Origin of the sequence: Lonepinella sp. BR2474 (assembly GCF_051851555.1) — a bacterium.
In the GTDB taxonomy this organism is placed as follows: Bacteria; Pseudomonadota; Gammaproteobacteria; order Enterobacterales; family Pasteurellaceae; genus Lonepinella.
Map to the genome: position 1 here is coordinate 71,639 of NZ_JBPDVH010000007.1, position 25,919 is coordinate 97,557.

The window sequence follows — 25,919 nt, forward strand, 5'->3', positions numbered from 1 at the left end:
TTAAACCTAAATGGCACTTTCTGCAATAGCCTTGGCACAAGCATACGCCGAACTCCACGCCCATTGGAAATTATATCCGCCAAGCCAACCGGTAACATCTAGCACTTCGCCGATAAAATACAGCCCCGCCACCTGATTGGCCTGCATGGTTTTCGAGGAAATAAATTGTGTATCCACACCCCCTAAGGTGACTTCTGCAGTACGATAACCCTCTGTGCCGTTAGGGTGAAATTGCCATTGATGAATTAACTCGGTTAAGGATTGTAAATCCGCTTTGCTTATTTGTGCCAAGGTTTTATCGCCCAAGGTCAAACGCTGATGTTCAATCCACAATTCCACCAATCGTTTGGGCAACACTTGGCTTAATGCGGTTTTTAATTGCATATTTGGTGAGTGGGCTTTTTGTGCGGTGATCAGATCGACAATAGTTTGATCGGGCAATAAATCAATGTGGACTGGCTCGTTCAGTTGCCAATAATTGGAAATTTGCAACATAGCCGGCCCCGATAACCCTCGGTGCGTAAATAACATATCACCTCGGAATACCTGATGACCCACACTGGCATTGACCCTTAGCGATACGCCCGAAAGTGCGGTGAAAATTTTGTCATTTTCTAAGTAAGTGAACGGCACAAGGCTCGCTCTTGGCGGAATAATCGGAATAGCAAATTGTTCTGCGATTTTATAACCCAAAGGTGACGCCCCTAATGCCGGCATGGAAAGCCCACCGGTGGCAATAACTAAATTTCGACAGGTCCAATCCACACCGTTAGCACGCACCTTAAAACGCACCTTGGGATCGTTTTCAATGGGTTCTACGCTATCAATTTGCTGGCGTAATTGAATATCTACTTTCGCCTTTTTGCAGCGATCTTCGAGTAAATCCACAATATCTTGTGCCGAATTGTCACAAAAAAGCTGACCGTCTGCTTTTTCATGATAGGCAATGCCATATTCACAAACTAAGCTAATAAAATCCCACTGGGTAAATCTTGCTAAAGCAGATTTGACAAAATGGGGATTTTGCGAAAGATAATGGCTCGGGCTAACATCAAGGTTGGTAAAATTACAAAAGCCACCGCCCGACATCAAAATCTTGCGACCAATTTTCTTGCCACTGTCTAAAACCGTGATTTTTTCACCGCCGTGTTGACCAATTTCTGCCGCACAAAACAGTCCGGCCGCACCGGCACCAATGATGATCGTTTCGCTATAATGATTCATTTAATTTTTATTTATCCAAACTTCATTTCATTACAGGCGATCTTACAGGTTTTTATCAAAAAAATCTGGAAATTAGTTCTATTCCGCAAAAATTGTAATGAATTCATTAAAAAGCCTATTTCAACAACTTTTCCGCCATTTGCATACTTTCAATGGTTTTACGACGATCCACTTCGGTTCGTCCGCTATCAAGCAAACGTTGCCAATATTTCAATGCGTTAGCGTAATCGGTTTTTAAAAACGCCTCGGAGGCTAACAAGGAAAGGCTGGCGGTTTCATTCGGATCTTGTTGTAAGGCTTGATCGATTAATTGCTGTGCTTTTGGGCTCATTTTTTGCCCTGCTTGATAATACAAGGCCGTCGCTGCTTGCCCTAAAATACGAGGTTGACTGCCAGCTAATTGCTCGGCATTGCCATAAGCAATCAGGGCGTTTTCAAATTCATTATTTAAGGTGTAGGCTTGCCCGAGTTCAAACCAGCGGTCACTGTCGTTGGGATCTTGACGAAGTTTTTGTTGAATAGACAAAATATAATCGTCATTTTTCGCTGTGGCTTGAGCATGCTGAAATTGCTGTTGTTGCTGTTCAAATTCCTGCTCGCCTCGTTGCACGTAGTCCCAACGATCTAGCGAAAAATAATAGGCTAATGGTACAGCAAATAAAATAAACCCGAAACCTAACAAAAAAATCGGTGAAAAATGCACCGCAGTTTTGCTCTTGCTCGGTTGTTCTTGTGACAAGCGTGGCTCATTCGCCAAAGCCGTTGCAGCAGAAAATACCTTATTTTTCTGCTGACGAAGATAATAAACCATGCCACCCACTGCCAAGATTAACAACAAGATTGGCAATCCCCACAACAACGCTGTATTCCATTGTAAGGGTGGTTTATACAACACAAAATGACCAAAACGAGAGGTCATCACATCAATAATTTGTTGATCGGTTTTGCCGTCATTCACCATTTGATACACTTCAAGGCGTAAATCGTACGCAATCGGTGAATTGGATTCCACTAAATTTTGATTTTGACATTGCGGACAACGCAAAGATTTCGCCAAGGCAACAGCTCTGGTGCGATCGGCTTGATTGTGAAATTGAAAAGTGTCTACCATTTCTGCATGAGCAATGCTGATTAGTAAGATCAAAAAAAGCGTAAAATATTTCATTTTTCCACCATAAAACACTGTTTTTTTTACAGATGATATATTATTCTTTCTAGCGTGAATTTTCCTAAAATTCACCAATTTTAACCTAACATAAGGACAGACTATGAAATTAAAAATTGCAACTATCGCTTTAGCGACTCTTTTACTCACAGGTTGTCAAACATTCCGTGTTGGTGATTTCACTGTGATTAGTACCAAAAACGTAAATCTCACCAGCGGTAAACTCGTTGCTGGATCTGAACGAGTTAAAGGCGAAGACAGTAGTAGTGGCGTAGCTTATTTAAAAAATGCCGTTGATAGAGCCATTCAACAAGATAAATGTGCTGTGGCTTTATCTGATGCGGTTCTCAACGTTAAACAAGGCTTCTTTACTGTTTCATATATTGCTGAAGGTAACTTAGTTTACGACCGTTCTATACCAGGTTGTACAAATAAATAACTACTTTATAAGCTCCAATCTCGAGGTTGGAGCTACTTCCACTTTTCCAATTCAGGCAAAATAATATTTTGCAGACTATCATGATCAAACGCCCCTGAATAACGGTAGCGAATAATGCCGTGTTTATCCACCACATAGGTTTCAGGGGCGCCGTCCACACCTAATTGCATTGCCAGTTTGCCTTGACTATCGTTAATGTTCAACACAAACGGATTACCAAATTTTTGCAAATATTCCACCGCACTTTGTGGCTTATCACGGTAATTGAGTCCCACGATAGGAATATTTTTCTCGGCTAAAGCAAGCAGATGTTTATGTTCTAAACGGCAAAAATAGCACCAACTGCCCCACACATTAATCAGATAAGGGGTTTGCGGTAAATCTTTATTGCTTAACACTCGTTGGCTATCTTCAATACTGGCTTGATAAAACTCGGGCACAGGGCGACCAATTAAGGCGGAAGCAATTTTTTTTGGATCCTGCTGTAAACCTTGAAATAACAAACCGCAGATGGCCAAAATCAGCAATAACGGCATAAAAAATAAGATTTTTTTGTTGATCATTTTTTGCGTAATCCTAACATACCCAACAAGGCACCGAGTGCCATTAAAATACCGCCGAACCAAAGCCAGCGAATAAACGGTTTATAATGTAAACGAAAAGTAAACTCGCCGTCAATGCCACTTTGTGGCGTAAGTTTATCGCCCATCACAATGTAAATATCCCCTAACATGCCCCAATCAATCGCCACTTCCGACATATTCATGGTTCGCACGTCATAGTAACGGCGTTCGGGGTAAAGTGCGGTGATTTTTTTGCCCTTTTTTAAAATATCAAACTGAGCTTTTTCGCTAGTGTAATTGGCCCCGATTTCGTTATGAAATCCGAGATAATGAAAGTCATAGCCATTGAGTTGTTGATGTTGATTCGGTGCCAGTCGTACGCCCATTTCGGTGCCAAAATAACTGGACATGACTGCTCCAATCACAGCGACCGCCACGCCACAATGGGCAAAAATCATGCCTAAACGTTTAAATGCTAGGGATTTTCTGACTAAAGCTAGTGTGGCCAATAATAACCAAATAGCTAAACTTACCAATACAAAAGGCACAAATTGAAAGGTTAAACTGCTATCTTGTGCTACCGTATAAGCAATCATGGCATAGGCGGCCAACATGGCAGGTAAACCTAACAGCAGGTTTTTCACCAACCGAGATCGATCCGATGTTTGCCATTTGGTGGCTAACACCAACACCATTAAGCACAGCACCAAGGCAATTAATGGCAAGAAAATACTGTTAAAATAAGGTAAGCCAACGGAAATCGATCCCCAGCCTGCAAGGCTAAATAACATGGGGTAAAATGTGCCAATAAAGACGCTAACCGTGGCAATGGTTAATATGATATTGAGCAACAGTAACAGGCTTTCTTTGGAAAAAAAGTCAAAACGCACCGCAGTTTGTTGTACATTAGTTTTTAAGGCAAACAGGGTTAACGCACTGACCGTCAGTAAAAAGAACAGGATTAACAGCACCGCACCTCGTTCGCTATCAATGGCAAAAGCGTGGACGGAAGTTAGTACCCCCGAACGCACAATAAAGGTGCCTAACACACTGAATGAAAAGGTAAACAGGGAAAATAGAATGGTCCAATAGCTAAAAATGCCCCGCTTTTCCGTGACAAATAAGCTATGTAATAAGGCCAAGCCTAACAGCCAAGGCATCAGGGACGCATTTTCCACCGGATCCCAGAACCACCAACCGCCCCAACCGAGTTCGTAATAGGCCCACCAAGATCCGAGCATTATACCGAGCGTTAAAAACAACCATGCGACAAGTGCCCAACTTCGCATCCAACGTGCCATCACGGCGTCTAAACGCCCATTCACTAAGGCGACCAAGGTTAAGGCAAAATTTATCGCAAACCCCACATATCCCAGATATAATAACGGCGGATGAAAAATTAAGCCAATATCTTGTAACATGGGATTCAGATCTCGTCCCTCGGGGGGAACTGGGAATTGGCGAATAAAGGGATTGGAGAAATACACCACAAATACCGCCAAGCCTAAATAAATCATACCAAGAATAGAAAGAGTTCGACTAGTCATTATCGGCTCACGTTGACGGCTAAAATAGGTAAATAACGCCACCCAGAGGCTTAAAGAAAAAAGCCAAAATAGCATGGAACCCTCATGGCCACCCCACAGGGCCACCAGTTTATAAAAAATGGGTAATTGGCTATTTGAATGTGCCACCACATAGCTTACAGAAAAGTCATCTACGGCGAAAGAATAAGCTAATAATCCCAAAGACAGGCTGGTGAAAATCGCCAGTAAATAGCTTAACTGCCATGAAGTGAGGATGAAAATGACGTGATTTTTAGCGATACCAATTTGGGGCAGTATCGCTAACAATAAGGAAGTAAAGCTGGCCAATAATAAGGCAATAAAACCGAGTTCAGGGATCATAAAATGTTTTGATTAAAATATGTAAGGGCGTATTCAGCTACGCCCTATTTATCATTATGCTACGGTTAATTGCCCTGCGTATAAAATAAAATACCGCAAGCACAACACGCCGATTAAGTCAAAAATGGACACGAGTATAATAAAGTTACGGTCGTATTTCCACTTCTCACTGACAAACAGATTGGCAATCAACGGAATAATAATCCCGATTAAAAATACACCAATCCAAAATACCCAACCCCAGAAACCGGACAGGGCATTTTGTAAAGCGACTAAGCGTTGTCCGCCACCAAAATAAAGCCCCACGAAAAAGCACACTAACAAGCCTAATTCGGTGACCATAATCGGCACTTCAAATTTATGGATAAAATGAATTTCGTGGCTGTCGCCAGATAATTTGCCGGCTAATAAAATCATTAAAAAGGTTGCGGCAATGCCTGATGATGTGCCTGATGCTAAAAATAATGCAGGCAATACAGGATTATTAAGCATTGGATAGCTGATTAAGGCTGAAAGCAAAAAGCCCGTATAAGCCCCTAGCACGGCGGCTAACACAAACAACACCACTTCCACTGGTTTTAACCAACCTTGAATGGCATAAATCCATTTTATAACAAATTTCAAAGCTGGCACGAAACGCTCAATAAGTTGGGCTATTTCATCTTTAAAAATAATTACCGACCAAACAAAAAGCGTGGTTAAATATACCTGAAACAGCAACACCCCCATAGACATCACGGAATGGAATTGATAGTTAAACATCAGTTTCCAGAATGTCCAAGGACGAGCTAAGTGGAAAATCAATAAGGTTAAGCCAATTAACACCGGCACAAAACCTAACATCACGCCACTGCGGATAATCCAGTTTTCACTCGGTTTCGCTAGCTTGACCGAACTGGTGTTACGAAAAGCAATGGCTAATTGCACGGCACCAGAGGAAATCCCAAGTAAAAACAAATAAATGGCAATGGTGCTATCCCAGACTAAATTTGGGGTTTGAAAATGTTCGGTCATTGTCTATGCTCCCCTTTGCCAAATGGAATATGGTATAAATTCGGTTCAGTGCCTAACTGGAGTTTAGTCCGATAAACCGGATTTTCACGTACTTTTTGAGCCACCGCACTGTGCGGATCATTCATGTCACCAAAGGTCAATGCCTTGGTTGGGCAACTTTCCACACAAGCAGGCTGTTTGCCTTGAGCTAAATTCGTATCTCGACAGAAATTACATTTGTCTGCGGTTTTGTGAATCGGGTGAATAAAGCGTACACGATAAGGGCAAACGGCTACGCAATATTGACAACCAACACAGAGATCTTTGTGAACATCCACAATCCCTGTTTTCTCATCGACAAAAGAGGCACCTGTCGGGCAAACCGCCACACAAGGGGCGTTGCTACAATGTTGGCAAGATTGGCGGAAAAATTCATATTCCACCTCTGGAAATTCGCCCACAGGTTGACTACGAATAATTTCCAAACGTGAAACGCCATCTGGCACTTGATTTACATCTCGGCAAGCATCCATACAAGCTGTGCAACCGATGCAAGCGGTTTCATCATGCACCATGGCATAGCGAATGGTTTTCTCGCCACCCTTGGCACTTTGTGCGGTTAAACTTAGGGTTGTTCCTGAAGTAAGAATCAAGGCTCCCACTCCAGAAACAAAGTTTCGGCGTGAGCAAGCTGTCATTTTTTATCCTTTTCAGAAATAGTATTATTTTGCTGTTCTTTTTGTTTTTGCTGTTTGCCATGACAATCGACACAAAGTTTAATTTTAGACTTCGGTTGAATATCTTTCATGGCATCTTTTTCTGGATGCAACGTATGACAGCTCGCACAAGCTAACTTCATCGCATGGACATCATGGGCCCAGAATTTTTCTTGTAATTTTTCCGGCTGATGACAAGAAAAGCACACCTGATTTTGTTCTGCTGGAGTATATTTAATGGTCTGATCGTTGTCCCAAAGTCCATCGAAACGCATGACATCTTTCACCCCACGGCGGTGATTTTCACTGATATTGCCATGACAAGTGACACAAGTAATCGGCTTTCCTGTGGCTGGATTTTTCTGGTCTAAGTGCGTGCCATGAAATTTCCCTGCGTGAAATTCGCCTTTGGCTTGATCGGCGGAGGTATCAAAACTGTGACATTTGGCACAATATTCATTAGGGTTACGATCATTTTCTAAGCGTGGTTCATCACTCACCGTTTGAGTGGCTGACGAATTAGTTGGCGTATCCGCTTGAGCTATTGGCATTGCCCAACAAAACACCGTGAATAACGCCGATAATTTCACAAATTTGATGATTGAGTTCATATTCATTACCTTAAAATTTAGCTTGAAATACACCGCACTTTGTCATGTTGACGCTAAAAGTGCGGTGAATTTTGGATTATTTTACTGGCGGTTCATCATTCAGAATTAAGCCTTTAGCTTTGGCCTCTTTATTCCATTCTGGCACGATGGTTTTTATGAACTCATCTTTGGCTTGACGTTCTTTTTCAATATCAATCCCCATGACTTTCCACGCTTTTTCGGCGGTAGAGACATCAGGATAATTAATCGGTTGTTTGACGTTATGTTTAGCTAACACCACGGCTAATTCACGGCGAGCATCAGCAGCACGATCAAGCCCCGAAGCAATCACTTTCAACATCACATCAGGAGCGTGCATATGGCCACCGTGTGTCGCTGCTGTATAATCCCAACGCCATTGCGCATGACGAATCGCTTGTAGAGCCTCTTTCATTTCTTCTTGTGTGGCCCCCGCATCCCAAGCCGCTTTGGCCTCAAAGTGAGCTTTAACTAATTGATCTTCCAATTTAATCATCACTTCTTTGATGTCTTTTTTGTGATTAGAAATGGTTTGTCTTAAGGTTTCTTTACTTTGATCGTGGCATTTCGCACAGGTATTTTCAAAAGCATCAAACGGATTACCAATTTGGTGATTGGTGTAAACTTTGCCGTCTTCCCCTTGCACTTTTGGCATATGGCAGTCAATACAGGTCACGCCATTTTTACCATGGGTTCCCATTGACCACGTTTCAAAATCAGGGTGTTGCGTTTTCAACATAGGGGCTTTAGACAGGCTATGTTCCCAGTCTTTAAAGCCGATTTCATCATAGTATTTTTCCATACTATCCACGTCCACGCCTTTATACCAAGGGAACACTACGTTGTTGGCATTGCTTTTATCGAAATAATATTCTACGTGACAGTTAGCACAAATTGCGGCACGTTGATCAGTACGATCGGATTTTTCAAAAGGTTTATCAATGGCCTCTAAAGCACGCAAAACATGTGGACGAGCAATACGTAAGGCGGGTTTTCCATTGGAAAAATCCTCTGACTTGGTATCATGACAGTCTGCACAACCGATAGAGTTGACCACTTCCGCCCCAGCTTTCGCCCATTTGCCCGTGAAGTAACCTTCTTCCCCCCATTCAGCGATTAAACGAGGTACATCAGGGCCTTTACACGTCCAACAGGCCATGGGTTGTGGACCTGTGTTAGCATCCGTCGGTGCCCCAGTTCGCAAAATATTGCGTACATCAGTGACGGCATAGAAGTGACCACGTGGTTTGTTATAATCTTTGGCAAACGCATAACCGCCCCAAAGTACGATTAAACGAGGATCTTCTTCAATCGCCGAGGCATTATTGGTGGACTTTGACGTGGCTTTCCAACCATTATATTGACGAGCATATTTTTCCGCAAATTGCTCATTGACGGATTCAATTTTTAAATCTGCATTTGGTTTAGCCAATTCCCCTTTTTTCGGGGCATATTTCATTTCGGTGTTATTGTCCGTTGCTGTTGCAGTTGGTGTATCAGCCAATACGCTTTGAGCGACCAGCAAATTCAATAAAGGAAAGGCCAATAAAACGAGTGTTTTTTTAAAGACGTCCACGATAATCACTCCATACAAATAAATTAATTCAAGATTAGCCATCACATTGGAATGAGAATTTATTTCATTTAAAACAATTAGATAAGCTAATAAAATCTAAAAAGGCGAGAGTAAAATAGCAAATTCCCACACAATTTTCATAGGTTTTTTGTATTTTCTTGCGTTTGATCAAGCAAAATACACCTAAATAGGTAGTGCTGTAGGTAAGAGAAAATATCGCTTGACGTCTAAATAAGTAAAATGGCGTAAAAAAGTGCGGCAGAAAAATAAGAAATAAAATTGGGTGTAAAAACACACCCAACCTATGATTAACTGAATTGGAATTTCGTCCACTGCTGATACGTTTCCCCTGCTTTCACCATACCCCCATATTGCCACCATTCAGGGTGGTTTGGCGTATCAGGTAAGGCTTGGGTTTCAAGGGCAATACCGGTATAATCGGCATATTCGCCACCCGCTCGGGTTGGGGTGCCTTGCAAGTAATTGCCGGTGTAAACCTGTAAAGCCGGTTGACTGGTCGTCAGGGTTAAACGTAAAGATCCATCAGGTGCGGTTAAAATCGCACTGGTTTTTTCATGTTCTGTGCCTAATAAAAAAGCGTGATCGTAACCTTTGGTCAACTGTTGCTCATCTTGTAAAAAATCCTGTTGAATGGTTTTTGCTTGACGGAAATCAAAGCTAGTATGTTGTACCGATTTCAAAGGTGCATTGGGAATACCTTGACTATCTACCGGCAAAAATTGTGCCACATTGAGTTGCAACAAATGCTCACGAATATCACTGCCCTGTTCGGCATGATGTAAATTAAAATAGGCATGATTGGTTAAATTTAATGGCGTATCTTGATCGGAAATCGCCTTAAATTCGGCGATCAGGGCGTTATCGTCGGTTAAACGATAAATCGCTTGAACCTTAACCGTGCCTGCAAAGCCTTGCTCGCCGTCAGGGGAAGTTAAGGAAAAAATCACCCCATTTTCACCGCACTTTTCCTCTGTTTGTTCGATTTGCCAACGTCGTTTATCAAAGCCAATCGGCCCACCATGTAACTGATGTGAGCCTTGATTAGCGGTGAGTTTAATGGTTTGCCCTTGATAGTCAAATTGGCTGTTGGCAATGCGATTGGCATAACGGCCAATGGTCGCCCCGAAATAGACGCCTTGTTTAGCATAATCTTCCAACTTGCAACCAAGCAATACTTCACGCTTTTCATCACCCACTGGCACGACACAAGATACCCAAGTGGCTCCCCAATCGATAAATTGCACTCGCATGCCTTGTTGATTGGTTAAGGTCACAAGCTGTAAGGCTTGTTTATCGGGGGCCAATGCCTTGGTAGTTTCAACGCTTACGGACATACCTGTACTCCTTGTGACGCAGTACAGACATAAAATTCTTCTTTAATGCCGGTTTGTTTTTGATAATTGTCGGCAATCAGTTGACGTACTGTCTCGACTTTTTCTACCGGAGCGACCACCACAATACAGCCCCCAAAACCACCGCCAGTCATTCTGGCACCGCCAGTTTCACCCACGGCCACTTGAGCCAATTCCACCAGATAATCAATTTCAGGAATGGTAATCTCAAAATCATCACGCATGGAATCATGGGATTGTCCCATTAATTTGCCTAGCGTAGAAATATCGCCTTGATTTAAGGCTTGAACGGCATCTAATACACGTTGATTTTCCGTCACAATATGTCTGGCTCGTTTAGCGGTATCTTCATCACAGGCAATGAGTTCGGCTTCACGTTGTTTAAACTGTTCAATCGACACATCACGCAAGGCTTTTACGCCAAAAAATTCGGCGGCACGTTCACATTGTTGACGGCGTGTATTGTATTCACCGGTGACTAAATCATGTTTCACATGGGAGTTGACGATCATCACGGCAATATTTTCTGGCACTGGCACAGAAACGGTTTCAAGGCTACGGCAGTCGATCATCAGTAAATGATCTTGCTCGCCCAAGGCAGAGATAAGCTGATCCATATTGCCACAATTTGCCCCGACAAATTTGTTTTCAGCCATTTGACCGATTAAGGCAATTTGGGTATTAGTTAACGCTAACTTGCCTAACTGTTGGCAAAATTTCCCCACCGCTACTTCAAGGGCAGCGGAAGAACTTAAACCCGAAGATTGTGGCACATTGCCAGAGATCACCAAGTCTGCCCCTTGTTTAAATTCAGGGTAATGTTGCTGAATAAATTTCACCACACCACGCACATAGCCTGTCCATTTTTTGTCGGCGACTGGGGTGATTTCTTCCGTTAAAGAAAATTGATCGCTATCTTCTAAATCCGCCGCATACACGTTAAACAGATGATCATCACGTTTCGCACCACAAACGGCGGTGCCATAGTTAATCGCACAAGGCATCACAAAGCCGTCGTTGTAATCGGTGTGTTCGCCAATAATGTTCACTCGCCCTGGGGCATAGATGTTTAATTCTGAAGTGCGGTGAAATTTTTGTTCAAATAATTGTTTGGCTGTTTGTTGTGGGGTCATTTTTATTTTCCTTCTTTACTATTCCCCTCATCATCGCAGTATTCCCCCCCTCTCCCTCTGGGAGAGGGTCGGGGTGAGGGTTAAGGTGAGGGTCAATGGTTATTTTACCCTCACCCTAGCCCTCTCCCAGAGGGAGAGGGGACTTTGTTTATCGTTCTTAGGGAGAGGGAATTTTTTATTTATCGTTGTTTATAATGAATTTCACTTAACTCACGTAATCTTGTTGCGGCTTGTTCCGCCGTCAAATCTCGTTGACTTTCGCCTAACATTTCATAGCCCACCATAAATTTTCGCACTGTGGCAGAACGCAATAATGGCGGATAAAAATGGGCGTGTAATTGCCAGTGATCATTGGGTTCACCATTAAACGGTGCGGCATGAAAGCCCATGGAATAAGGGAAACTTGTTTCAAATAAATTGTCGTATTTGGTGGTCAATTTTTTCAAGGCTAACGCCAGATCGTCCGCTTGTTCTGCGGTTAAATCGGTCAAACGTTTAATTTGTGCTTTTTTCGGCATTAATAGGGTTTCAAACGGCCACACTGCCCAATAAGGCACCACGGCTAACCAATGTTCGGTTTCCACCACAATGCGTTCTTTTAATTGTAGTTCACGTTGAGCATAGTCTAATAACATAGGCGAATGATGTGTTGCCAAATAACGGCGTTGGGTTTGATCTTCCCGAGCCACTTCGTTTGGCAAAAAGCTATTGGCCCAAATTTGACCATGAGGATGGGGATTGGAACAGCCCATAGCGGCACCTTTGTTTTCAAACACTTGCACCCATTGATATTTTTGCCCTAATTCCATCAGTTGTTGTTGCCAAACTTTAATCACTTGGCTAATTTCTGCCACGCTTAATAACGGCAAAGTTTTGCTATGATCCGGTGAAAAACAAATCACTCGACTTTCCCCCTGAGCTTGCACCGACTGAAATAACGGATCAGTGGATTTTTCAGGTGCTGGCGTATCTTCTAATAAGGCAGAGAAATCATTTTTAAACACATAAGGTTGCTGATAATCAGGGTTTAATTCGCCTGTAATGCGTTTATTTCTCGGGCAAAGATAACAATTCGGATCGTGACTTGGCTTTTGTTCTTCATTGACTTTTTCCTGTTGCCCTTGCCATGGGCGTTTGGCTCGGTGAGGCGATACTAACACCCATTGGTCTGTCAACGGATTATAACGACGATGTGGATGTTCAGTTGGATCAAAAATAATACTCATAATATGTCCTTACGTTTGATAAAACGGAAACGGTTACATTTAACTGGGTATAAGATAGCAGATTTTTTGAAATAATCTGTGACGTAGATCATATTTTTGAAAAAAACTTGAAAAATTTATTGTATTTTTGGGTTGAAATGACAAAAATGAAGTGGTAACGTTTTCATTATGTATCTTTGAATGTGGGGCGGAATGTAGGGCTAAATGTAGGGGCGTATTGCATACGCCCAAAACAGATCGAGCATAAGGGCGTATGCAATACGCCCCTACATCATTGTTATATTGGGAGAAAAGTATGATTACCATTCGTGATGTGGCCAAACAAGCAGGCGTGTCTGTGGCGACGGTTTCTCGGGTATTAAACAACGCCTCTTGCAGTGAAACCGCTCGCCTTGCGGTAGAAAGTGCGGTGCAAAATTTGGGTTATTCGCCTAATGCCAATGCACAAGCCTTGGCCTTACAGAATACCGATACACTCGGTGTGGTGGTAACGGATGTCTCTGATCCGTTTTTTGCGATTTTAGTCAAAGCGGTAGATCAGGTTGCCTATGAATACGGTAAAACCATGTTAATCGGCATGGGCTATCATCAAGCAGAACGAGAACGCCGAGCCATTGAAACCCTTTTGCGTAAACGTTGTAGCTGTTTAGTCGTACATTCTAAAGGGTTGAGCGACCAAGAACTTATTACCTACTTAGAACAAGTCCCTGGCATGGTGATCATTAACCGCTGTATTGCCGGTTATGAACACCGTTGCGTCAGTTTGGATAACCAACGTGGCACCTTTTTAGGTACAGAATTATTAATAAAATTGGGACATCGTAAAATTGGTTATATCGGTTCAAACCATCAAATTAATGATGAACGAGAAAGAAAACAAGGCTATTTAACCGCACTTCAACAATATCATTTACCCTTAATTGAAAATACTAGCGTACAAAATAGCCCTGATTTTGAGGGAGGTGAAGCGGCAATGGTGGATTTATTGAGCTATCATTCAGATTTAACCGCCGTGGTGGCTTACAATGATAGTATGGCAGCGGGAGCATTATCCGTGCTAACGGAAAATAATATCCATGTACCACGTCAATTTTCCTTAATCGGGTTTGATGATATGCCGATTGCAAGCCATTTGGTGCCAAAACTTTCAACTATCCGCTATCCTATTGATTTAATGGCAACTTATGCGTCTAAATTAGCATTGAGTTTGGTTAATGAAAAAATTGATACCCCAATTCATACCCAATTTAACCCAACATTGGTACGACGGTTTTCTACGGATAATTGTTATCCGCAATAATTTTTTTGTAAACGCTTACACTTTTTTTCAAAAGTGTGAGAGAGATCACAGTATTGAGAAAAAAAATAGTGTATCTTAGTCATATTACACAAGGTTGTTGTGTTTTATTTAAACAATTTTGCGGTAATTTCATCATTTTAGTTAATCAATTAATGAGGACATTGTTATGAAAAAAGCAGTATTAAGTGCAGTCGCATTATCTATCGGTTTAGGCTTAGCAAGCAGTGCAGCACAAGCGGCTGACCGTATTGGTGTAACCATTTACAAATATGATGACAATTTCATGGCGTTAATGCGTCAAGAAATTGCTAAAAATGCAGAACCACTCAAAGATGTTGAGTTGTTAATGAATGACTCGCAAAATGCCCAATCTATTCAAAACGACCAAGTGGATGTGTTAATTTCTAAAGGGGTGAAAGCCTTAGCCATTAACCTTGTTGACCCATCTGCCGCACCAACCATTATCAAAAAAGCCCAAGGCGAAGATATTCCGGTGATTTTCTTTAACAAAGACCCAGGTGCCAAAGCCATTGGTAGCTATGACAAAGCCTATTATGTCGGTACCGATCCAAAAGAATCTGGTGAAATTCAAGCAGATTTGATTGCCAAACAATGGAAAGCCAATCCTGCCCTTGACTTAAATAAAGACGGCAAAATTCAATATGTGTTATTGAAAGGTGAACCGGGCCACCCAGATGCAGAAGCACGTACGAAATATGTGGTGGAACAATTAAACAAACAAGGTATCGGCACTGAACAATTATTTATTGATACCGGTATGTGGGATGCTGCATTGGCGAAAGATAAAACTGATGCGTGGCTTTCAAGTGGTAAAGCAAACGAAATTGAAGTGATCATTTCTAACAATGACGGTATGGCAATGGGGGCATTAGAAGCGGTGAAAGCCCATGGTAAAAAATTACCAGTATTCGGTGTGGATGCCTTACCAGAAGTGTTGCAATTAATCAAAAAAGGCGAAGTCGCTGGTACGGTGTTAAATGACGGTGTTAACCAAGCTAAAGTGTTAGTGAAATTAGCAGATAACTTGGTCAAAGGTAAAGAACCAACAGAGGGTGCTGATTTTAAACTTGAAAACCGTGTAGTGCGCGTGCCTTATGTCGGTGTTGACAAAGACAACTTGGATAAATTCTTAAAATAAGTCTGTCTAATATTGAGGGCTTGTGAGAGCTATCATGGTGATTTTTTCACAAGCCCTGTTGTTTTTAATGATTTAATTTGAGGTGAGATATGGCGACACAAGAAGTGCTACTCACAATGACCAATGTTAGTAAATCTTTCCCTGGGGTAAAGGCGTTAGACGGTGCTAATCTGGCGGTCAAATCCCACTCTGTCCATGCCTTAATGGGGGAAAATGGAGCGGGAAAATCTACCCTATTGAAATGTTTATTCGGGATCTATGCCAAAGATGAGGGTGAAATTCTCTTCTTAGGCCAACCGGTTAATTTCAAAACATCAAAAGAAGCCCTTGAAAATGGGATTTCGATGGTGCATCAAGAATTAAATTTAGTGCGTCAACGCAGCGTGATGGATAACCTTTGGTTAGGCCGTTATCCATTAAAAGGCATGTTCGTGGATCATGCCAAAATGTACAACGAAACCAAAGCCATTTTTGATGAATTGGATATTGATATTGATCCCAAAGAAAAAGTAGCCAATTTATCCGTTTCTCAAATGCAGATGATTGAGATTGCGAAAGCGTTCTCTTATCATGCCAAGATCGTGATCATGGATGAACCGACCTCTTCCCTTTCTGAAAAAGAAGTGGAACACCTGTTTAAAATTATCCAAAAATTAAAAGATCGGGGCTGTGGCATTATTTATATTTCCCATAAAATGGATGAAATTTTCAAAATCTGTGATGAAATCACCATTTTACGTGATGGAAAATGGATTAATACCGTGCCAGTTAAAGGTGCGACTATGGACGGCATTGTGGCCATGATGGTTGGACGTGAATTAACCCAACGTTTCCCACCAAAAACCAATCAGCCAAAAGAAGTGATTTTACAAGTAGAACATTTAACTGCCAAAAATCAACCCTCTATTCAAGATGTCAGCTTTGAATTACGCAAAGGTGAAATTTTGGGCGTGGCAGGTTTAGTGGGAGCGAAACGCACGGATATTGTGGAAACCATTTTCGGTGTACGTGAACAACAAAGCGGTACGGTAAAACTCAATGGAAAAATCGTACAAAATCGCACCGCACTTGATGCGATTAATAATGGTTTTGCCCTCGTTACCGAAGAACGCCGTTCTACAGGGATTTATGCTAACCTGAGTATTGAGTTCAACTCTTTGATTTCTAATATGAAATCCTATATCAGCAAATGGGGGTTATTAAGCAATAAGAAAATGAGCAGTGATACCCAATGGGTGATTGATGCCATGAATGTGAAAACCCCGTCCCATAAAACCAATATTGGTTCCCTTTCGGGTGGTAACCAACAGAAAGTGGTAATTGGTCGTTGGTTGCTTACTCAACCAGATATTTTAATGCTCGATGAACCCACTAGAGGGATTGACGTAGGAGCGAAATTTGAGATTTACCAGCTCATTATGCAGCTTGCTCAAAAAGACAAAGGCATCATTATGATATCCTCTGAAATGCCAGAATTGCTCGGGGTAACCGACCGTATTTTGGTCATGAGTAATGGCAAAGTGGCCGGTATTGTAGAAACAAGTAAAACGTCGCAACAAGAAATTTTACAACTTGCGGCGAAATATTTATAACCGATGTAAAAAGGAAGGTTGTTATGGTTATCAAAGACAATAAAACGTGGGATTTTTTTAAACAAAATGCCATTTACTTTGTATTATTAATTTTGCTTTTAGTAATTATTGCACAGGATCCAACTTTCTTGACGTTGCGAAATTTCAGTAACATTTTAACCCAATCCTCTGTACGGTTAATTATTGCACTGGGTATTGCCGGCTTGTTGGTGGTACAAGGGACTGACTTATCCGCTGGTCGTCAAGTGGGTTTAGCGGCGGTGGTTTCTGCCACCATGCTACAAGGTATGGATAATCTTAATCGGGTTTTCCCTGATTTACCTGAAATGCCCATTATTGCGGTTGTTTTGCTGGTTTGTGCCATCGGTGCATTAATTGGTTTGTTGAACGGTTTCGTGATTGCAGTATTAAATGTAACGCCATTTATTGCCACCATGGGTACCATGATTATCGTCTATGGGATCAACTCGCTCTATTATGATGCGGTCGGTTCCTCACCGATTGCAGGCTTTACGGAAAGTTTCTCTGACTTCGCTCAAGGCTTTTTCCGACTTGGTTCGTTTAAACTCTCTTATATTACGATTTATGCCATTGTTGCCACGATTATTATGTGGACACTTTGGAATAAAACCCGTTTTGGTAAAAACATCTTTGCGATTGGTGGCAACCCAGAAGCGGCAAAAGTATCAGGGGTCAATGTGGTGACAAATTTATTAGTGATCTATACCCTTGCAGGTGCATTCTACGCTTTCGGCGGTATGCTTGAAGCAGGTCGTATCGGTTCTGCCACTAACAACCTTGGTTTTATGTATGAAATGGACGCTATTGCGGCGTGCGTAGTCGGTGGTGTATCATTCGCTGGTGGTGTGGGTACCATTATCGGTGTGGTGACGGGGGTATTAATCTTTACCGTCATTAACTACGGTTTAACCTACATCGGAGTCAATCCTTACTGGCAATATATTATCAAAGGTTCGATTATTATTTTAGCGGTGGCCATTGATAGTTTGAAATATGCGAAGAAAAAATAGTGAAAAAAAGACCGCAGTTTAGCAAAATGGGGACGAATTATCGTCCCCATTTTTCTTGATACGTTATACCTTGGATTAATACGCTAACACTTCATCTAACGCCATATCTTTGGTTTCTTTAGAAAGCCATAATGCCACAAGCGTTAATGCGGAGTTGACGGCAAGATAAAGACCTACTCCCAAAATTCCATAATTGGCATTAATCTGTACCGCAAAAGTGGCAGCTACCGTTGCACCGACAATAGAGGCAAAATTATAAGCCAAGGAAGAACCAGAATAACGCACTTCGGTTGGAAATAACTCTGGTAATAATGCCGCCATTGGACCAAAAGTAAAGCCCATTAATGCCATTCCTACCACTAAAAATGCAAAGACGGTCCAAGGTGTGCCATTAGATAAGAACATTGGCATACATAAACCAAATACGATCATAGCAGAAGTGACATAAATCAAAAACTTACGACGACCGATTTTATCCGCATAAATGCCTGAGATACTAGTGAAAATACCAAATACGATAGCACTTAATAACAACAAACCAGTAAACACATTCGGTTCAATTCCTAAGCCCATTGGATAGCCTGCGTCAGATAATTTGGCCGGACTTCTGGAATAAACTTGTGCAAAAGCGGTCATAATGTAGAACAACACATAGGTGGCCGTCATAATCAAAGTACCTAAAATCAACGGTTTTAAGTGATGTCTAAATACCGCACTGACAGGTGCTTTTTGAATTTTTCCTTGTTGCTCAGTTTCACGGAACACTTGGCTTTCATGCAAACTTAACCGCACATACAAGCCGATAACCACCATGACAATAGAAGAGATAAACGGAATACGCCATGCCCATTCCACCAAGGCTTGGTGTCCCCAAAGGTAACTCACCGTAAAGAACGCACTATTGGCTAAAAATAAACCGACCGGAGCACCTAATTGTGGGAATGTGCCGTACCAAGCACGTTTGCCATCCGGTGCATTTTCTGTGGCCACTAAAGCAGCACCGCCCCACTCACCGCCTAAGCCAAGACCTTGGCCAATACGACATAAACAAAGCAATACAGGTGCCCAAATACCAATGGACTCATAATTCGGCAAAAGACCAATCATAACGGTTGAACAGCCCATTAACAATAATGAAGCAACAAGGGTTTTCTTGCGACCAATTTTATCGCCGAAGTGACCAAATAACGCTGAACCAATAGGACGAGCAAAAAAGGCTAATGCTAAGGTTGAAAGGGAAAGTAATTCATTGGATAATGGGTCACCGCTGTGAAAGAATTGTGTATTAAAAACCAATACAGCGGCTGCTGCATAGATATAATAATCAAAAAATTCGATAGCCGTACCAACCATCGAAGCAATAGCCACTTTTCGTGGATCGTTTCTTAATGTTGTCATAATCATGATTCCTCAAAATAATAATGTGTAAAAATCTTAATCGTTTTAACGCCAATATGCAAAACATAGATAAGCTAAATATGCTAAAAATAACCGACAACACCGATAAAATAAGGAATATAACACTTAAAAATAGAACATATGCAATATATAAAACTAAAATAACAACAAAAACACAGAAAAGCGAACTAAAAAAACAATCTTTTATAAAAATAATCACTTTTTTAACACTACGATTACTTTTGATTAAAATATCAGCATAAAAAATAAAAAAACGGTGAAATTTGTTAAAATTCCACCGCACTTTGTCATTTAAACCGATTAAATTAGCTTGTTATCAACCATTCCACCACGCTGCTCCCGCAATCACTAGCACAAACACCACCAACCAAAACAACTGCACTTTCACATTCTGGCGGTTTAATTGTTGATTATGCAAACGGCGTTGCTCGAGTTTTTGACGATAAATTTCCAAATCTTCCTCTTTAAAAGAAAAGCCACAATGGGGACAAATTTCCACACTTTCACTGATTTTTCGCCGACATTCGGGACAACGTTGTAATGCCATTATTGACGACCTTGTAGGGTTTTATAAGTTAAAAAATAATAGGTTAACACGGCCACAATCACACAAGCGGCCATGGAAAATAACATCGGTTTCGCTGTATCTAATTTTAATAATGCCACCAACGAACCGATTGTCGCACCCAAGCCAAAACGTACCGTTCCTGCAATGGAGTTTGCCGTGCCTGCCATATTCGGGAATTTACCCAAAATAGACGCCATGGCATTGGAAGAAATCAAGGCATTTTGTCCGACAAAAATCGCCACACCAATCGCCATTGGCCAAAATCCGAGATCAAACACCGCCACTAAAATCAACCACATGCCAGCAATAAATTGTACCAATAAACCGCCCTGTAATAATTTCTCTGCACCTAATTTATGCACCAAACGTCCATTTAAAAAGGATCCAATCGTCATCACGCCAACGTTCAGCATAAAGAAATAACCAAAGTTTTCTACCGACACACCGTATAAATCAATATACACAATGGAGCCAAGGGTTAAGAACACAAACATCCCACCAAAACCAAAGCCAGATGAAATCATATAACCCAACACTTCTTTTTGTTTCCAAATAGTCGCAAAATTACGTGCGATAATATTTAAGCGTAATGGGACACGATTTTCTTTTTTATGGGTTTCAGGTACCAAGAAAAATACCAGCGACACACTTAAAAATCCTGCCACGGCAATAATATAAAAAATCATGTGCCAGTTGAAATAGGTGACGATATATCCCCCTAAAATCGGTGCAATGAGCGGAGCGACCATCACGATTAACATAATTAATGACATCATTTTTGATAGCTCATTTTTATCAAACAAATCACGCAACAATGCCCCCACTAACACCACGGGAGCCGCCCCAAAAAAGCCTTGCACAAAGCGAAGTGCGGTGAAATGTTGAATAGAATCCACCGCAGTTAAAGCAAGAGCGGAAAATGCCCCGACAATAATACCAAGCAAAATACTCGGCTTGCGTCCATAACTATCTCCAATCGGCCCCCAAAATAACTGACCAATGGCCATGCCAAAGGTAAACAGCGTCAAGGTATAAGGCACTTGCTCGGCTTCCACGTTTAAATCTTGAGCAATATTTAAAAACGCTGGCAAATACATATCGATGCCCAACGGCGGTAACATGGATAAAATACCGAGCGTTAAAATAAAAAGCACACCGGCTTTATAAGGTTTACTCATGTATCACTCCTAAAATTTCCTGTTCGGTCAAGGCTCTAAATTCGCCCTCGGCTAAATCGTCATCTAAAATAATATTCCCCACTCGCCAACGGTGCAACCCCACCACTTTATTCCCTAAGGCCGCAAACATGCGTTTGACCTGATGATAACGCCCCTCACTAATGGTTAAATTCACGTTGTAATCATCTAAAATCTCTAATTTGGCCGGTTTAGTCAGTTCTTTTTCAGCACGCAATAAAATCCCTTGTTCACAGGCTTGTTGATAATTGGCCTCCACGGGATCGGCAAGGGTGACTAAATAAGTTTTCTCACAATGATGTTTCGGCGACGTAATACGGTGCGACCACTGCCCATCATCGGTCAATAACAGCAATCCTGTGGTATCCACATCCAACCGCCCTGCACTGTGCAATTTCCCTGCCAACGGATAATCAAAAAATTGATAAATGGTCGGATATTCTCCATCATCATTGGAACAAACCACATCTTGTGGCTTGTTAAACATAAAATATTGTTTCCCCTCCACCCATTCAAGACGTTCGCCATTAAACAAAATTTCATCTTGCGAGGACACTTTTCTTGCCCCACTTTTCTCAATTTCTCCATTAATTTGCACCGCACTTTGTTTTAAGGCTTTGGTGGCTTGCGAGCGGGTTAGGCCGGTTTGTTCGGCTAAAAATTTATCTAATCTCATATTGTTTTCCTATTTTTCTCATCGGGTCATTGTACTATTCTAAGCCGCAAAAGGCCAATGAGAAAAAAGGAAGAACCTACCATTCTTACATTTTTTACTTTTCTTTATTACTAGCACTAACAAGAAAAATATAAAAAGCATTCAATAGATGGCAAAAATCTAAAATCCCATTTTCACCTGACCTTTCACCACGGGCTTTAATTCACACTCTTTTGCCAATGCCATCACCCAATCTTCCCCCTTTTCAAACGGTGAAAATTGATGACGACGAGTGACGGCGGCAAAATCCCCTGCAGTTAAATAATCAATATCAGCTAATCGCATAAAATCTTGCTCGGTTAAACTTAGCCCTAAATTTTCCGCCTGACATTTCGCCAATTCGCAAACTTGCGTTTGAGTTAAATAATCAAACTTCAATTTGAGATCAAAACGGCGTAGCACCGCAGGATCAAGACTGTCCATTAAATTGGTGGACACTACCAACAAGCCATCAAATTTCTCAATTTGGGTGAGCATTTCATTCACCATTGAGCGTTCCCAACTGCGATCCGCCCCATTTCGGTCAAATAAGAAACTATCCACTTCATCCAACACCAACAGCATATTATTCTCTTTGGCTTTGTTAAAAGCACGAGCGATTTTCTGCTCCGTACCGCCCACATAGGGATCGAGCAAATCCGATCCATTAAGCTGCAACAACGGTAAATCCGCCTGCTCCGCTAACCATTTCGCCCATGCGGTTTTTCCCGTACCCGCGGGGCCATAACAACAAATTCGCCCCCATTTATGTTGCTGTAAACCTTGACTAATTTGATGAATATTGTCCGTACAAGCAATAAAATCTAAAGAATAATGCACCGCACTTTGATTTAGCGGTTCGATTTTTTTATAGCCTTGAGCTTGCAACGTTTGGTTAAACCAATTTACCGCCATATTGCCATCAATTTTATCTTGCTGTTCTGCCAGCTGATTCATAATGCTAAACCCTTTATCAATCAACGCTGGTGAAATTGCATCTTGCACCGCAAAATGATGAACATAAGCAGGCGATAATTTATCGCCGACTTTTTCTAAAATCAGTTTTTCTTTATTTTTAATTGGTAAATCGGGCATTTCAAAAATAAAATCAAAACGGCGTAAAAAAGCAGGATCAATGCCTTGAATATTATTGGACAACCAAATCATCGGCGTTAAATTATTTTCCAGCAATTGATTAACCCACGCTTTATGCGATTGAGCCACCGATTTTTCAAAAAAGCCGCCATAAAACACATCTTCCACTTCATCAAAAATAATCATCGCTTTTTGTTCTGCCGTTTCTAATAAACGTTGAGCTAAACGGCAATTATTTAAACGTTGCTCCCCATCAATAATATCGCCATCTTTATCTTCCGCAGTTAAGGTATAGCAAGGTAGTGCAAGTTGTTTAGCAACTAAAGTTGCAAATTCCGTTTTGCCCACACCTGCTTTGCCGTGAATAAAAATATTGATACCACGTTTTTTATTTGCCAAACTTGGTATTAAATAATCAAACAGTTGCTGTTTAAATTCATTAATATGTGCAAACTGTTCAAGATTTAATTTTGGTTCAACACTTTCACTTAAACAGCGTGCTAATAATATTTTGTAATCAATTTCAAAATTCGCAAAATCGTGAATATCAATAATATCGTTCCAATGAATAAAATCTTTCACTTCATTACTATATTTATTGCGTTTTAAAATCCCATAACTAAACAACTTTGATGTTTTATTTAAAGCGCTTCTTAATTTACTTTTTGGAAGCTGCAACGCACCACTCATAATTTCTAAACAATCATTTAAATTAAGATCATCATTGCGTGATAAATCAAACGCTGAAACCAACCCTTTCTCTAATTCCAAATGGGCAGATAAACGCAGTAAAGCTTGTTCAGTTTCAGAAAGATTAAGTAATACTGTAATAAAATCAATATTTTTCTCTAGCATTTGCCATTCAGCTTCGTTATCTGATTGCTGCTGAATTTCCACAAATCGAGCTTTTAATAAATACTCAGCAGAATATTTTGATTTCTCTTCATCATTAGTACAAAAAAATGGAATCGACGCATTCGGCGGAATACCTAATGAATAAGCTAAATGGCTATCCGCCCAAGTATTTCGTTCAATAAAAAATCGCCACGCATTGCAATCAAACAAATAGCGTAAAATCATTTTTTGGCTGTAAATAGAAAGGGAACTGGGTTGTAATTGATGTTGTGTTGTCATCATAAACTCCTTATTATTAATGTTCTCGCTATAAATAAGCTTAAAGGGTAAATTAAAAGTCGGTTTATGATAATTTTAGTCATTGGTGCGACAAATTATGTCGTAAAAGCACAATAAAAAGAAAAAGGATCATAACGATCCTTTAGATTGAAGAAAATTAGACTTTATACGTCCACGCCACTGCTGAAAAATCATCGCTCCATTTTAGGGTATGTCCTTTTCTAGCTTCTTGACAATACACCCGTAAACGCTGTTCATTAGTGGTATAACTCGTCCAAATATCGGTGAGCCGTTTAGATTCAATAAAATCCGTCAAACCATCGGAACATAATAATAAACTTTCATTCGGACTAAGCTGGTAATCTTGGCTAAAAATTTGAACATTATCACTTTCAAAATCTGCGATTAAACAATCCGATAACATATAATACATCTCAGCATATTCGCCACTGGGATCAAGATGTTTATTCTCATTTAAATACCAATTTAGCACAGTATGATCATAGCTTAATTGAATAAACTCGCCTTGCTCCGTAATTTTATACGCCCGACTATCGCCCACGTTCACGATTTTTATTCGTCCATTTTCAAATAATTGTGCGGCGACTAATGTGGTCGCTGAACCGCATTGGAAAGGAAAATCATCACAAAATTGTAAATGCGTTTCCCTTACCCATTGGCTATTTAATACATCACAATTTTTAATCTGCGCCATCCAATAACGACTGGCTTTATGAGAGTCTGGTGTAGCAGAAACCCCATCCGCTATTGCAATAATGGGATGTGGCTTTTCCACCAACACGGTTTCTGTATTCTTATTTTTATATTGATATACATCAATGCCATTAAATAACGCATCTTGACAAGTGAGTTTATATTTTGAACGTTGACAAAAACTAATTGGATAAACTGCCATTTGATTTTCCTTTTCTCTATTCAAGCATACATTTATTAACTTGCTTTTATTTCATCTTAAAAGTCCATTTTGAGAAATTTTTTCAGTCCTCAAAAATATCTTGCCAAATTTCTAACGTATCAGGCAACAAATAGCCCTTTTCCTGCCCAATCCTGATCGCTAACTGCTGTAAATTGCGGGCTAGAGTCTCTTGCCCTAATAAGTTTAGGCTACGAATAATTCGACTGACTTTTTTCTGTTGATGACCAATATTTTTAAGCCAATAGGATCGTTGTTTTAACGTTTCCGTGATGGTTAATTCCGTGCCATTTCGCTGTATTTCAAAATATGCCATAATCGCATCAAAGGCTTGCAAAAAACGCTGTTGAATCTGTTCATTTTGTTTGAAAAAGCCAATTTCATCAGGAGAAAGCAACGGCATTTTTTTGTTCCATTTTGACCGTTCCATCACAGGAAAAAACCACGGAATCCAAAAATAGCCCATTTCAATGGCTAATGGCTGAACCGCTAGCATTTGTTCAAAGCTAAAATTCATTTCGCTTTTACGTTGGTCTAGGTAAAATTCAATGACTGGGTGCATAATGTTCTCCTTTGGTGTGCGAAAGTGCGGTGAAAAATGGTAGATTTTTCACCATTTGTTAAGGTGTTACAGAAGATTTTATCCACTCTACCGACAAAGTGTGTCGTATATAGCATAACCATAGTTTTATCATATGCCTAAATTATGGTATAGTTCTGTCAAATTTAAGCATAACAAATTGTGCAAAAAAAAAACAATAGTAGAATATAAAACATTCTTATAACATGAACAATATCTCCAAAATCATGGAAGTTATTTATTGATCTTTCATGAAAAAACATCCACCATACA

General features: G+C 40.7%; 23 protein-coding genes. 5 read left to right on the forward strand and 18 right to left on the reverse strand.

Annotated features, from left to right (window positions below; genetic code table 11):
• Nucleotides 1–6: 6 nt before the first annotated feature.
• Nucleotides 7–1,224 (reverse strand): NAD(P)/FAD-dependent oxidoreductase, encoded by a 1,218-nt coding sequence (locus tag ACTG7Q_RS08915; protein WP_439242989.1) that lies wholly within the window; start codon nucleotides 1,222–1,224, stop codon nucleotides 7–9.
• Nucleotides 1,225–1,339: 115 nt separating this feature from the next.
• Nucleotides 1,340–2,389: a heme lyase NrfEFG subunit NrfF gene (nrfF, locus tag ACTG7Q_RS08920; protein WP_439242991.1), complete on the reverse strand. Its 1,050-nt coding sequence runs from the start codon at nucleotides 2,387–2,389 to the stop codon at nucleotides 1,340–1,342.
• A gap of 103 nt (nucleotides 2,390–2,492) precedes the next feature.
• Between nrfF and ACTG7Q_RS08925 the strand changes: the two genes are divergently transcribed.
• Entirely contained in the window at nucleotides 2,493–2,828 is a 336-nt protein-coding gene (locus ACTG7Q_RS08925) for a hypothetical protein (protein ID WP_439238817.1), read from the forward strand.
• Nucleotides 2,829–2,860: 32 nt separating this feature from the next.
• On the opposite strand, the gene ACTG7Q_RS08930 is transcribed toward ACTG7Q_RS08925, so the two are convergent.
• From ACTG7Q_RS08930 to galT, 9 genes are all read right to left on the reverse strand, one after another.
• Entirely contained in the window at nucleotides 2,861–3,388 is a 528-nt protein-coding gene (locus ACTG7Q_RS08930; protein WP_439243071.1) for a DsbE family thiol:disulfide interchange protein, read from the reverse strand.
• Nucleotides 3,388–5,298: a heme lyase NrfEFG subunit NrfE gene (gene nrfE, locus ACTG7Q_RS08935; protein WP_439242993.1), complete on the reverse strand. Its 1,911-nt coding sequence runs from the start codon at nucleotides 5,296–5,298 to the stop codon at nucleotides 3,388–3,390. Before nrfE ends, ACTG7Q_RS08930 begins: the two co-directional genes overlap by 1 nt.
• 54 nt (nucleotides 5,299–5,352) lie before the next feature.
• Nucleotides 5,353–6,312 carry a cytochrome c nitrite reductase subunit NrfD gene (nrfD, locus tag ACTG7Q_RS08940; protein WP_439242995.1) on the reverse strand — a complete coding sequence of 320 codons (960 nt, stop codon included), beginning with the start codon at nucleotides 6,310–6,312 and terminating at the stop codon, nucleotides 5,353–5,355.
• Nucleotides 6,309–6,989 (reverse strand): cytochrome c nitrite reductase Fe-S protein, encoded by a 681-nt coding sequence (nrfC, locus tag ACTG7Q_RS08945; RefSeq protein ID WP_439242997.1) that lies wholly within the window; start codon nucleotides 6,987–6,989, stop codon nucleotides 6,309–6,311. The genes nrfD and nrfC overlap by 4 nt, the downstream gene beginning before the upstream one ends.
• A complete protein-coding gene (nrfB, locus tag ACTG7Q_RS08950; protein ID WP_439242999.1) occupies nucleotides 6,986–7,624 on the reverse strand; it encodes a cytochrome c nitrite reductase pentaheme subunit in 639 nt (212 codons plus the stop codon). The genes nrfC and nrfB overlap by 4 nt, the downstream gene beginning before the upstream one ends.
• Before the next feature lie 70 nt (nucleotides 7,625–7,694).
• On the reverse strand, nucleotides 7,695–9,212 hold the full coding sequence (gene nrfA / locus ACTG7Q_RS08955; protein ID WP_439243001.1) for an ammonia-forming nitrite reductase cytochrome c552 subunit: 1,518 nt from the start codon (nucleotides 9,210–9,212) through the stop codon (nucleotides 7,695–7,697).
• Nucleotides 9,213–9,520: 308 nt separating this feature from the next.
• A complete protein-coding gene (gene galM, locus ACTG7Q_RS08960; RefSeq protein ID WP_439243003.1) occupies nucleotides 9,521–10,567 on the reverse strand; it encodes a galactose-1-epimerase in 1,047 nt (348 codons plus the stop codon).
• The gene (gene galK, locus ACTG7Q_RS08965; protein WP_439243005.1) at nucleotides 10,558–11,718 is read right to left on the reverse strand and encodes a galactokinase; all 1,161 of its coding nucleotides are present in this window, start codon (nucleotides 11,716–11,718) and stop codon (nucleotides 10,558–10,560) included. Before galK ends, galM begins: the two co-directional genes overlap by 10 nt.
• 179 nt (nucleotides 11,719–11,897) lie before the next feature.
• Nucleotides 11,898–12,944: a galactose-1-phosphate uridylyltransferase gene (galT, locus tag ACTG7Q_RS08970; RefSeq protein ID WP_439243007.1), complete on the reverse strand. Its 1,047-nt coding sequence runs from the start codon at nucleotides 12,942–12,944 to the stop codon at nucleotides 11,898–11,900.
• 295 nt (nucleotides 12,945–13,239) lie between these two features.
• Here galT and ACTG7Q_RS08975 point away from each other — a divergent pair, with 295 nt between their 5' ends.
• The 4 genes from ACTG7Q_RS08975 (at nucleotide 13,240) to mglC (ending at nucleotide 18,026) form a co-directional block, all read left to right on the forward strand.
• Nucleotides 13,240–14,244, forward strand: a complete 1,005-nt coding sequence (locus ACTG7Q_RS08975) for a substrate-binding domain-containing protein (RefSeq protein WP_439243009.1) — start codon at nucleotides 13,240–13,242, stop codon at nucleotides 14,242–14,244.
• A 166-nt stretch (nucleotides 14,245–14,410) separates the two neighbouring features.
• Nucleotides 14,411–15,403 (forward strand): galactose/glucose ABC transporter substrate-binding protein MglB, encoded by a 993-nt coding sequence (gene mglB / locus ACTG7Q_RS08980; RefSeq protein WP_439243011.1) that lies wholly within the window; start codon nucleotides 14,411–14,413, stop codon nucleotides 15,401–15,403.
• Nucleotides 15,404–15,492: 89 nt separating this feature from the next.
• Nucleotides 15,493–16,995, forward strand: coding sequence for a galactose/methyl galactoside ABC transporter ATP-binding protein MglA (mglA, locus tag ACTG7Q_RS08985; RefSeq protein WP_439243013.1), 1,503 nt, complete (start codon nucleotides 15,493–15,495; stop codon nucleotides 16,993–16,995).
• A gap of 23 nt (nucleotides 16,996–17,018) precedes the next feature.
• Nucleotides 17,019–18,026 carry a galactose/methyl galactoside ABC transporter permease MglC gene (gene mglC, locus ACTG7Q_RS08990; RefSeq protein ID WP_386689611.1) on the forward strand — a complete coding sequence of 336 codons (1,008 nt, stop codon included), beginning with the start codon at nucleotides 17,019–17,021 and terminating at the stop codon, nucleotides 18,024–18,026.
• Nucleotides 18,027–18,101: 75 nt separating this feature from the next.
• Here the strand turns inward: mglC and ACTG7Q_RS08995 are convergent, their stop codons facing one another.
• From ACTG7Q_RS08995 to ACTG7Q_RS09025, 7 genes are all read right to left on the reverse strand, one after another.
• Complete coding sequence (locus ACTG7Q_RS08995) at nucleotides 18,102–19,430, reverse strand: MFS transporter (RefSeq protein ID WP_439243016.1); 1,329 nt, start codon at nucleotides 19,428–19,430, stop codon at nucleotides 18,102–18,104.
• A 331-nt stretch (nucleotides 19,431–19,761) separates the two neighbouring features.
• Complete coding sequence (locus tag ACTG7Q_RS09000) at nucleotides 19,762–19,992, reverse strand: zinc ribbon domain-containing protein (RefSeq protein ID WP_439243018.1); 231 nt, start codon at nucleotides 19,990–19,992, stop codon at nucleotides 19,762–19,764.
• Nucleotides 19,992–21,191, reverse strand: a complete 1,200-nt coding sequence (locus tag ACTG7Q_RS09005) for a Bcr/CflA family multidrug efflux MFS transporter (RefSeq protein WP_439243020.1) — start codon at nucleotides 21,189–21,191, stop codon at nucleotides 19,992–19,994. The genes ACTG7Q_RS09000 and ACTG7Q_RS09005 overlap by 1 nt, the downstream gene beginning before the upstream one ends.
• On the reverse strand, nucleotides 21,184–21,885 hold the full coding sequence (gene rsuA / locus ACTG7Q_RS09010; protein WP_439243022.1) for a 16S rRNA pseudouridine(516) synthase RsuA: 702 nt from the start codon (nucleotides 21,883–21,885) through the stop codon (nucleotides 21,184–21,186). The genes ACTG7Q_RS09005 and rsuA overlap by 8 nt, the downstream gene beginning before the upstream one ends.
• 159 nt (nucleotides 21,886–22,044) lie before the next feature.
• Nucleotides 22,045–24,132 carry an AAA family ATPase gene (locus ACTG7Q_RS09015; RefSeq protein WP_439243024.1) on the reverse strand — a complete coding sequence of 696 codons (2,088 nt, stop codon included), beginning with the start codon at nucleotides 24,130–24,132 and terminating at the stop codon, nucleotides 22,045–22,047.
• Between the two features lie 157 nt (nucleotides 24,133–24,289).
• Nucleotides 24,290–25,048, reverse strand: a complete 759-nt coding sequence (locus tag ACTG7Q_RS09020) for a PP2C family protein-serine/threonine phosphatase (protein WP_439243026.1) — start codon at nucleotides 25,046–25,048, stop codon at nucleotides 24,290–24,292.
• An 82-nt stretch (nucleotides 25,049–25,130) separates the two neighbouring features.
• On the reverse strand, nucleotides 25,131–25,628 hold the full coding sequence (locus ACTG7Q_RS09025; protein WP_439243028.1) for an opioid growth factor receptor-related protein: 498 nt from the start codon (nucleotides 25,626–25,628) through the stop codon (nucleotides 25,131–25,133).
• Between the last annotated feature and the right edge of the window lie 291 nt (nucleotides 25,629–25,919).

What these genes read in the sequence shown, in the direction of transcription:
- galK (WP_439243005.1), bottom strand. Translation starts at nt 11,718, where the DNA reads ATGACCCCACAACAAACAGCCAAACAATTATTTGAACAAAAATTTCAC.
- nrfC (WP_439242997.1), bottom strand. Translation starts at nt 6,989, where the DNA reads ATGACAGCTTGCTCACGCCGAAACTTTGTTTCTGGAGTGGGAGCCTTG.
- ACTG7Q_RS08915 (WP_439242989.1), bottom strand. Translation starts at nt 1,224, where the DNA reads ATGAATCATTATAGCGAAACGATCATCATTGGTGCCGGTGCGGCCGGA.
- mglC (WP_386689611.1), top strand. Translation starts at nt 17,019, where the DNA reads ATGGTTATCAAAGACAATAAAACGTGGGATTTTTTTAAACAAAATGCC.
- ACTG7Q_RS08975 (WP_439243009.1), top strand. Translation starts at nt 13,240, where the DNA reads ATGATTACCATTCGTGATGTGGCCAAACAAGCAGGCGTGTCTGTGGCG.
- galT (WP_439243007.1), bottom strand. Translation starts at nt 12,944, where the DNA reads ATGAGTATTATTTTTGATCCAACTGAACATCCACATCGTCGTTATAAT.
- nrfB (WP_439242999.1), bottom strand. Translation starts at nt 7,624, where the DNA reads ATGAATATGAACTCAATCATCAAATTTGTGAAATTATCGGCGTTATTC.
- ACTG7Q_RS08925 (WP_439238817.1), top strand. Translation starts at nt 2,493, where the DNA reads ATGAAATTAAAAATTGCAACTATCGCTTTAGCGACTCTTTTACTCACA.
- ACTG7Q_RS09020 (WP_439243026.1), bottom strand. Translation starts at nt 25,048, where the DNA reads ATGGCAGTTTATCCAATTAGTTTTTGTCAACGTTCAAAATATAAACTC.
- galM (WP_439243003.1), bottom strand. Translation starts at nt 10,567, where the DNA reads ATGTCCGTAAGCGTTGAAACTACCAAGGCATTGGCCCCCGATAAACAA.
- ACTG7Q_RS09005 (WP_439243020.1), bottom strand. Translation starts at nt 21,191, where the DNA reads ATGAGTAAACCTTATAAAGCCGGTGTGCTTTTTATTTTAACGCTCGGT.
- ACTG7Q_RS09015 (WP_439243024.1), bottom strand. Translation starts at nt 24,132, where the DNA reads ATGACAACACAACATCAATTACAACCCAGTTCCCTTTCTATTTACAGC.
- mglA (WP_439243013.1), top strand. Translation starts at nt 15,493, where the DNA reads ATGGCGACACAAGAAGTGCTACTCACAATGACCAATGTTAGTAAATCT.
- ACTG7Q_RS09000 (WP_439243018.1), bottom strand. Translation starts at nt 19,992, where the DNA reads ATGGCATTACAACGTTGTCCCGAATGTCGGCGAAAAATCAGTGAAAGT.
- mglB (WP_439243011.1), top strand. Translation starts at nt 14,411, where the DNA reads ATGAAAAAAGCAGTATTAAGTGCAGTCGCATTATCTATCGGTTTAGGC.
- nrfD (WP_439242995.1), bottom strand. Translation starts at nt 6,312, where the DNA reads ATGACCGAACATTTTCAAACCCCAAATTTAGTCTGGGATAGCACCATT.
- nrfE (WP_439242993.1), bottom strand. Translation starts at nt 5,298, where the DNA reads ATGATCCCTGAACTCGGTTTTATTGCCTTATTATTGGCCAGCTTTACT.
- nrfF (WP_439242991.1), bottom strand. Translation starts at nt 2,389, where the DNA reads ATGAAATATTTTACGCTTTTTTTGATCTTACTAATCAGCATTGCTCAT.
- ACTG7Q_RS08995 (WP_439243016.1), bottom strand. Translation starts at nt 19,430, where the DNA reads ATGATTATGACAACATTAAGAAACGATCCACGAAAAGTGGCTATTGCT.
- rsuA (WP_439243022.1), bottom strand. Translation starts at nt 21,885, where the DNA reads ATGAGATTAGATAAATTTTTAGCCGAACAAACCGGCCTAACCCGCTCG.
- ACTG7Q_RS09025 (WP_439243028.1), bottom strand. Translation starts at nt 25,628, where the DNA reads ATGCACCCAGTCATTGAATTTTACCTAGACCAACGTAAAAGCGAAATG.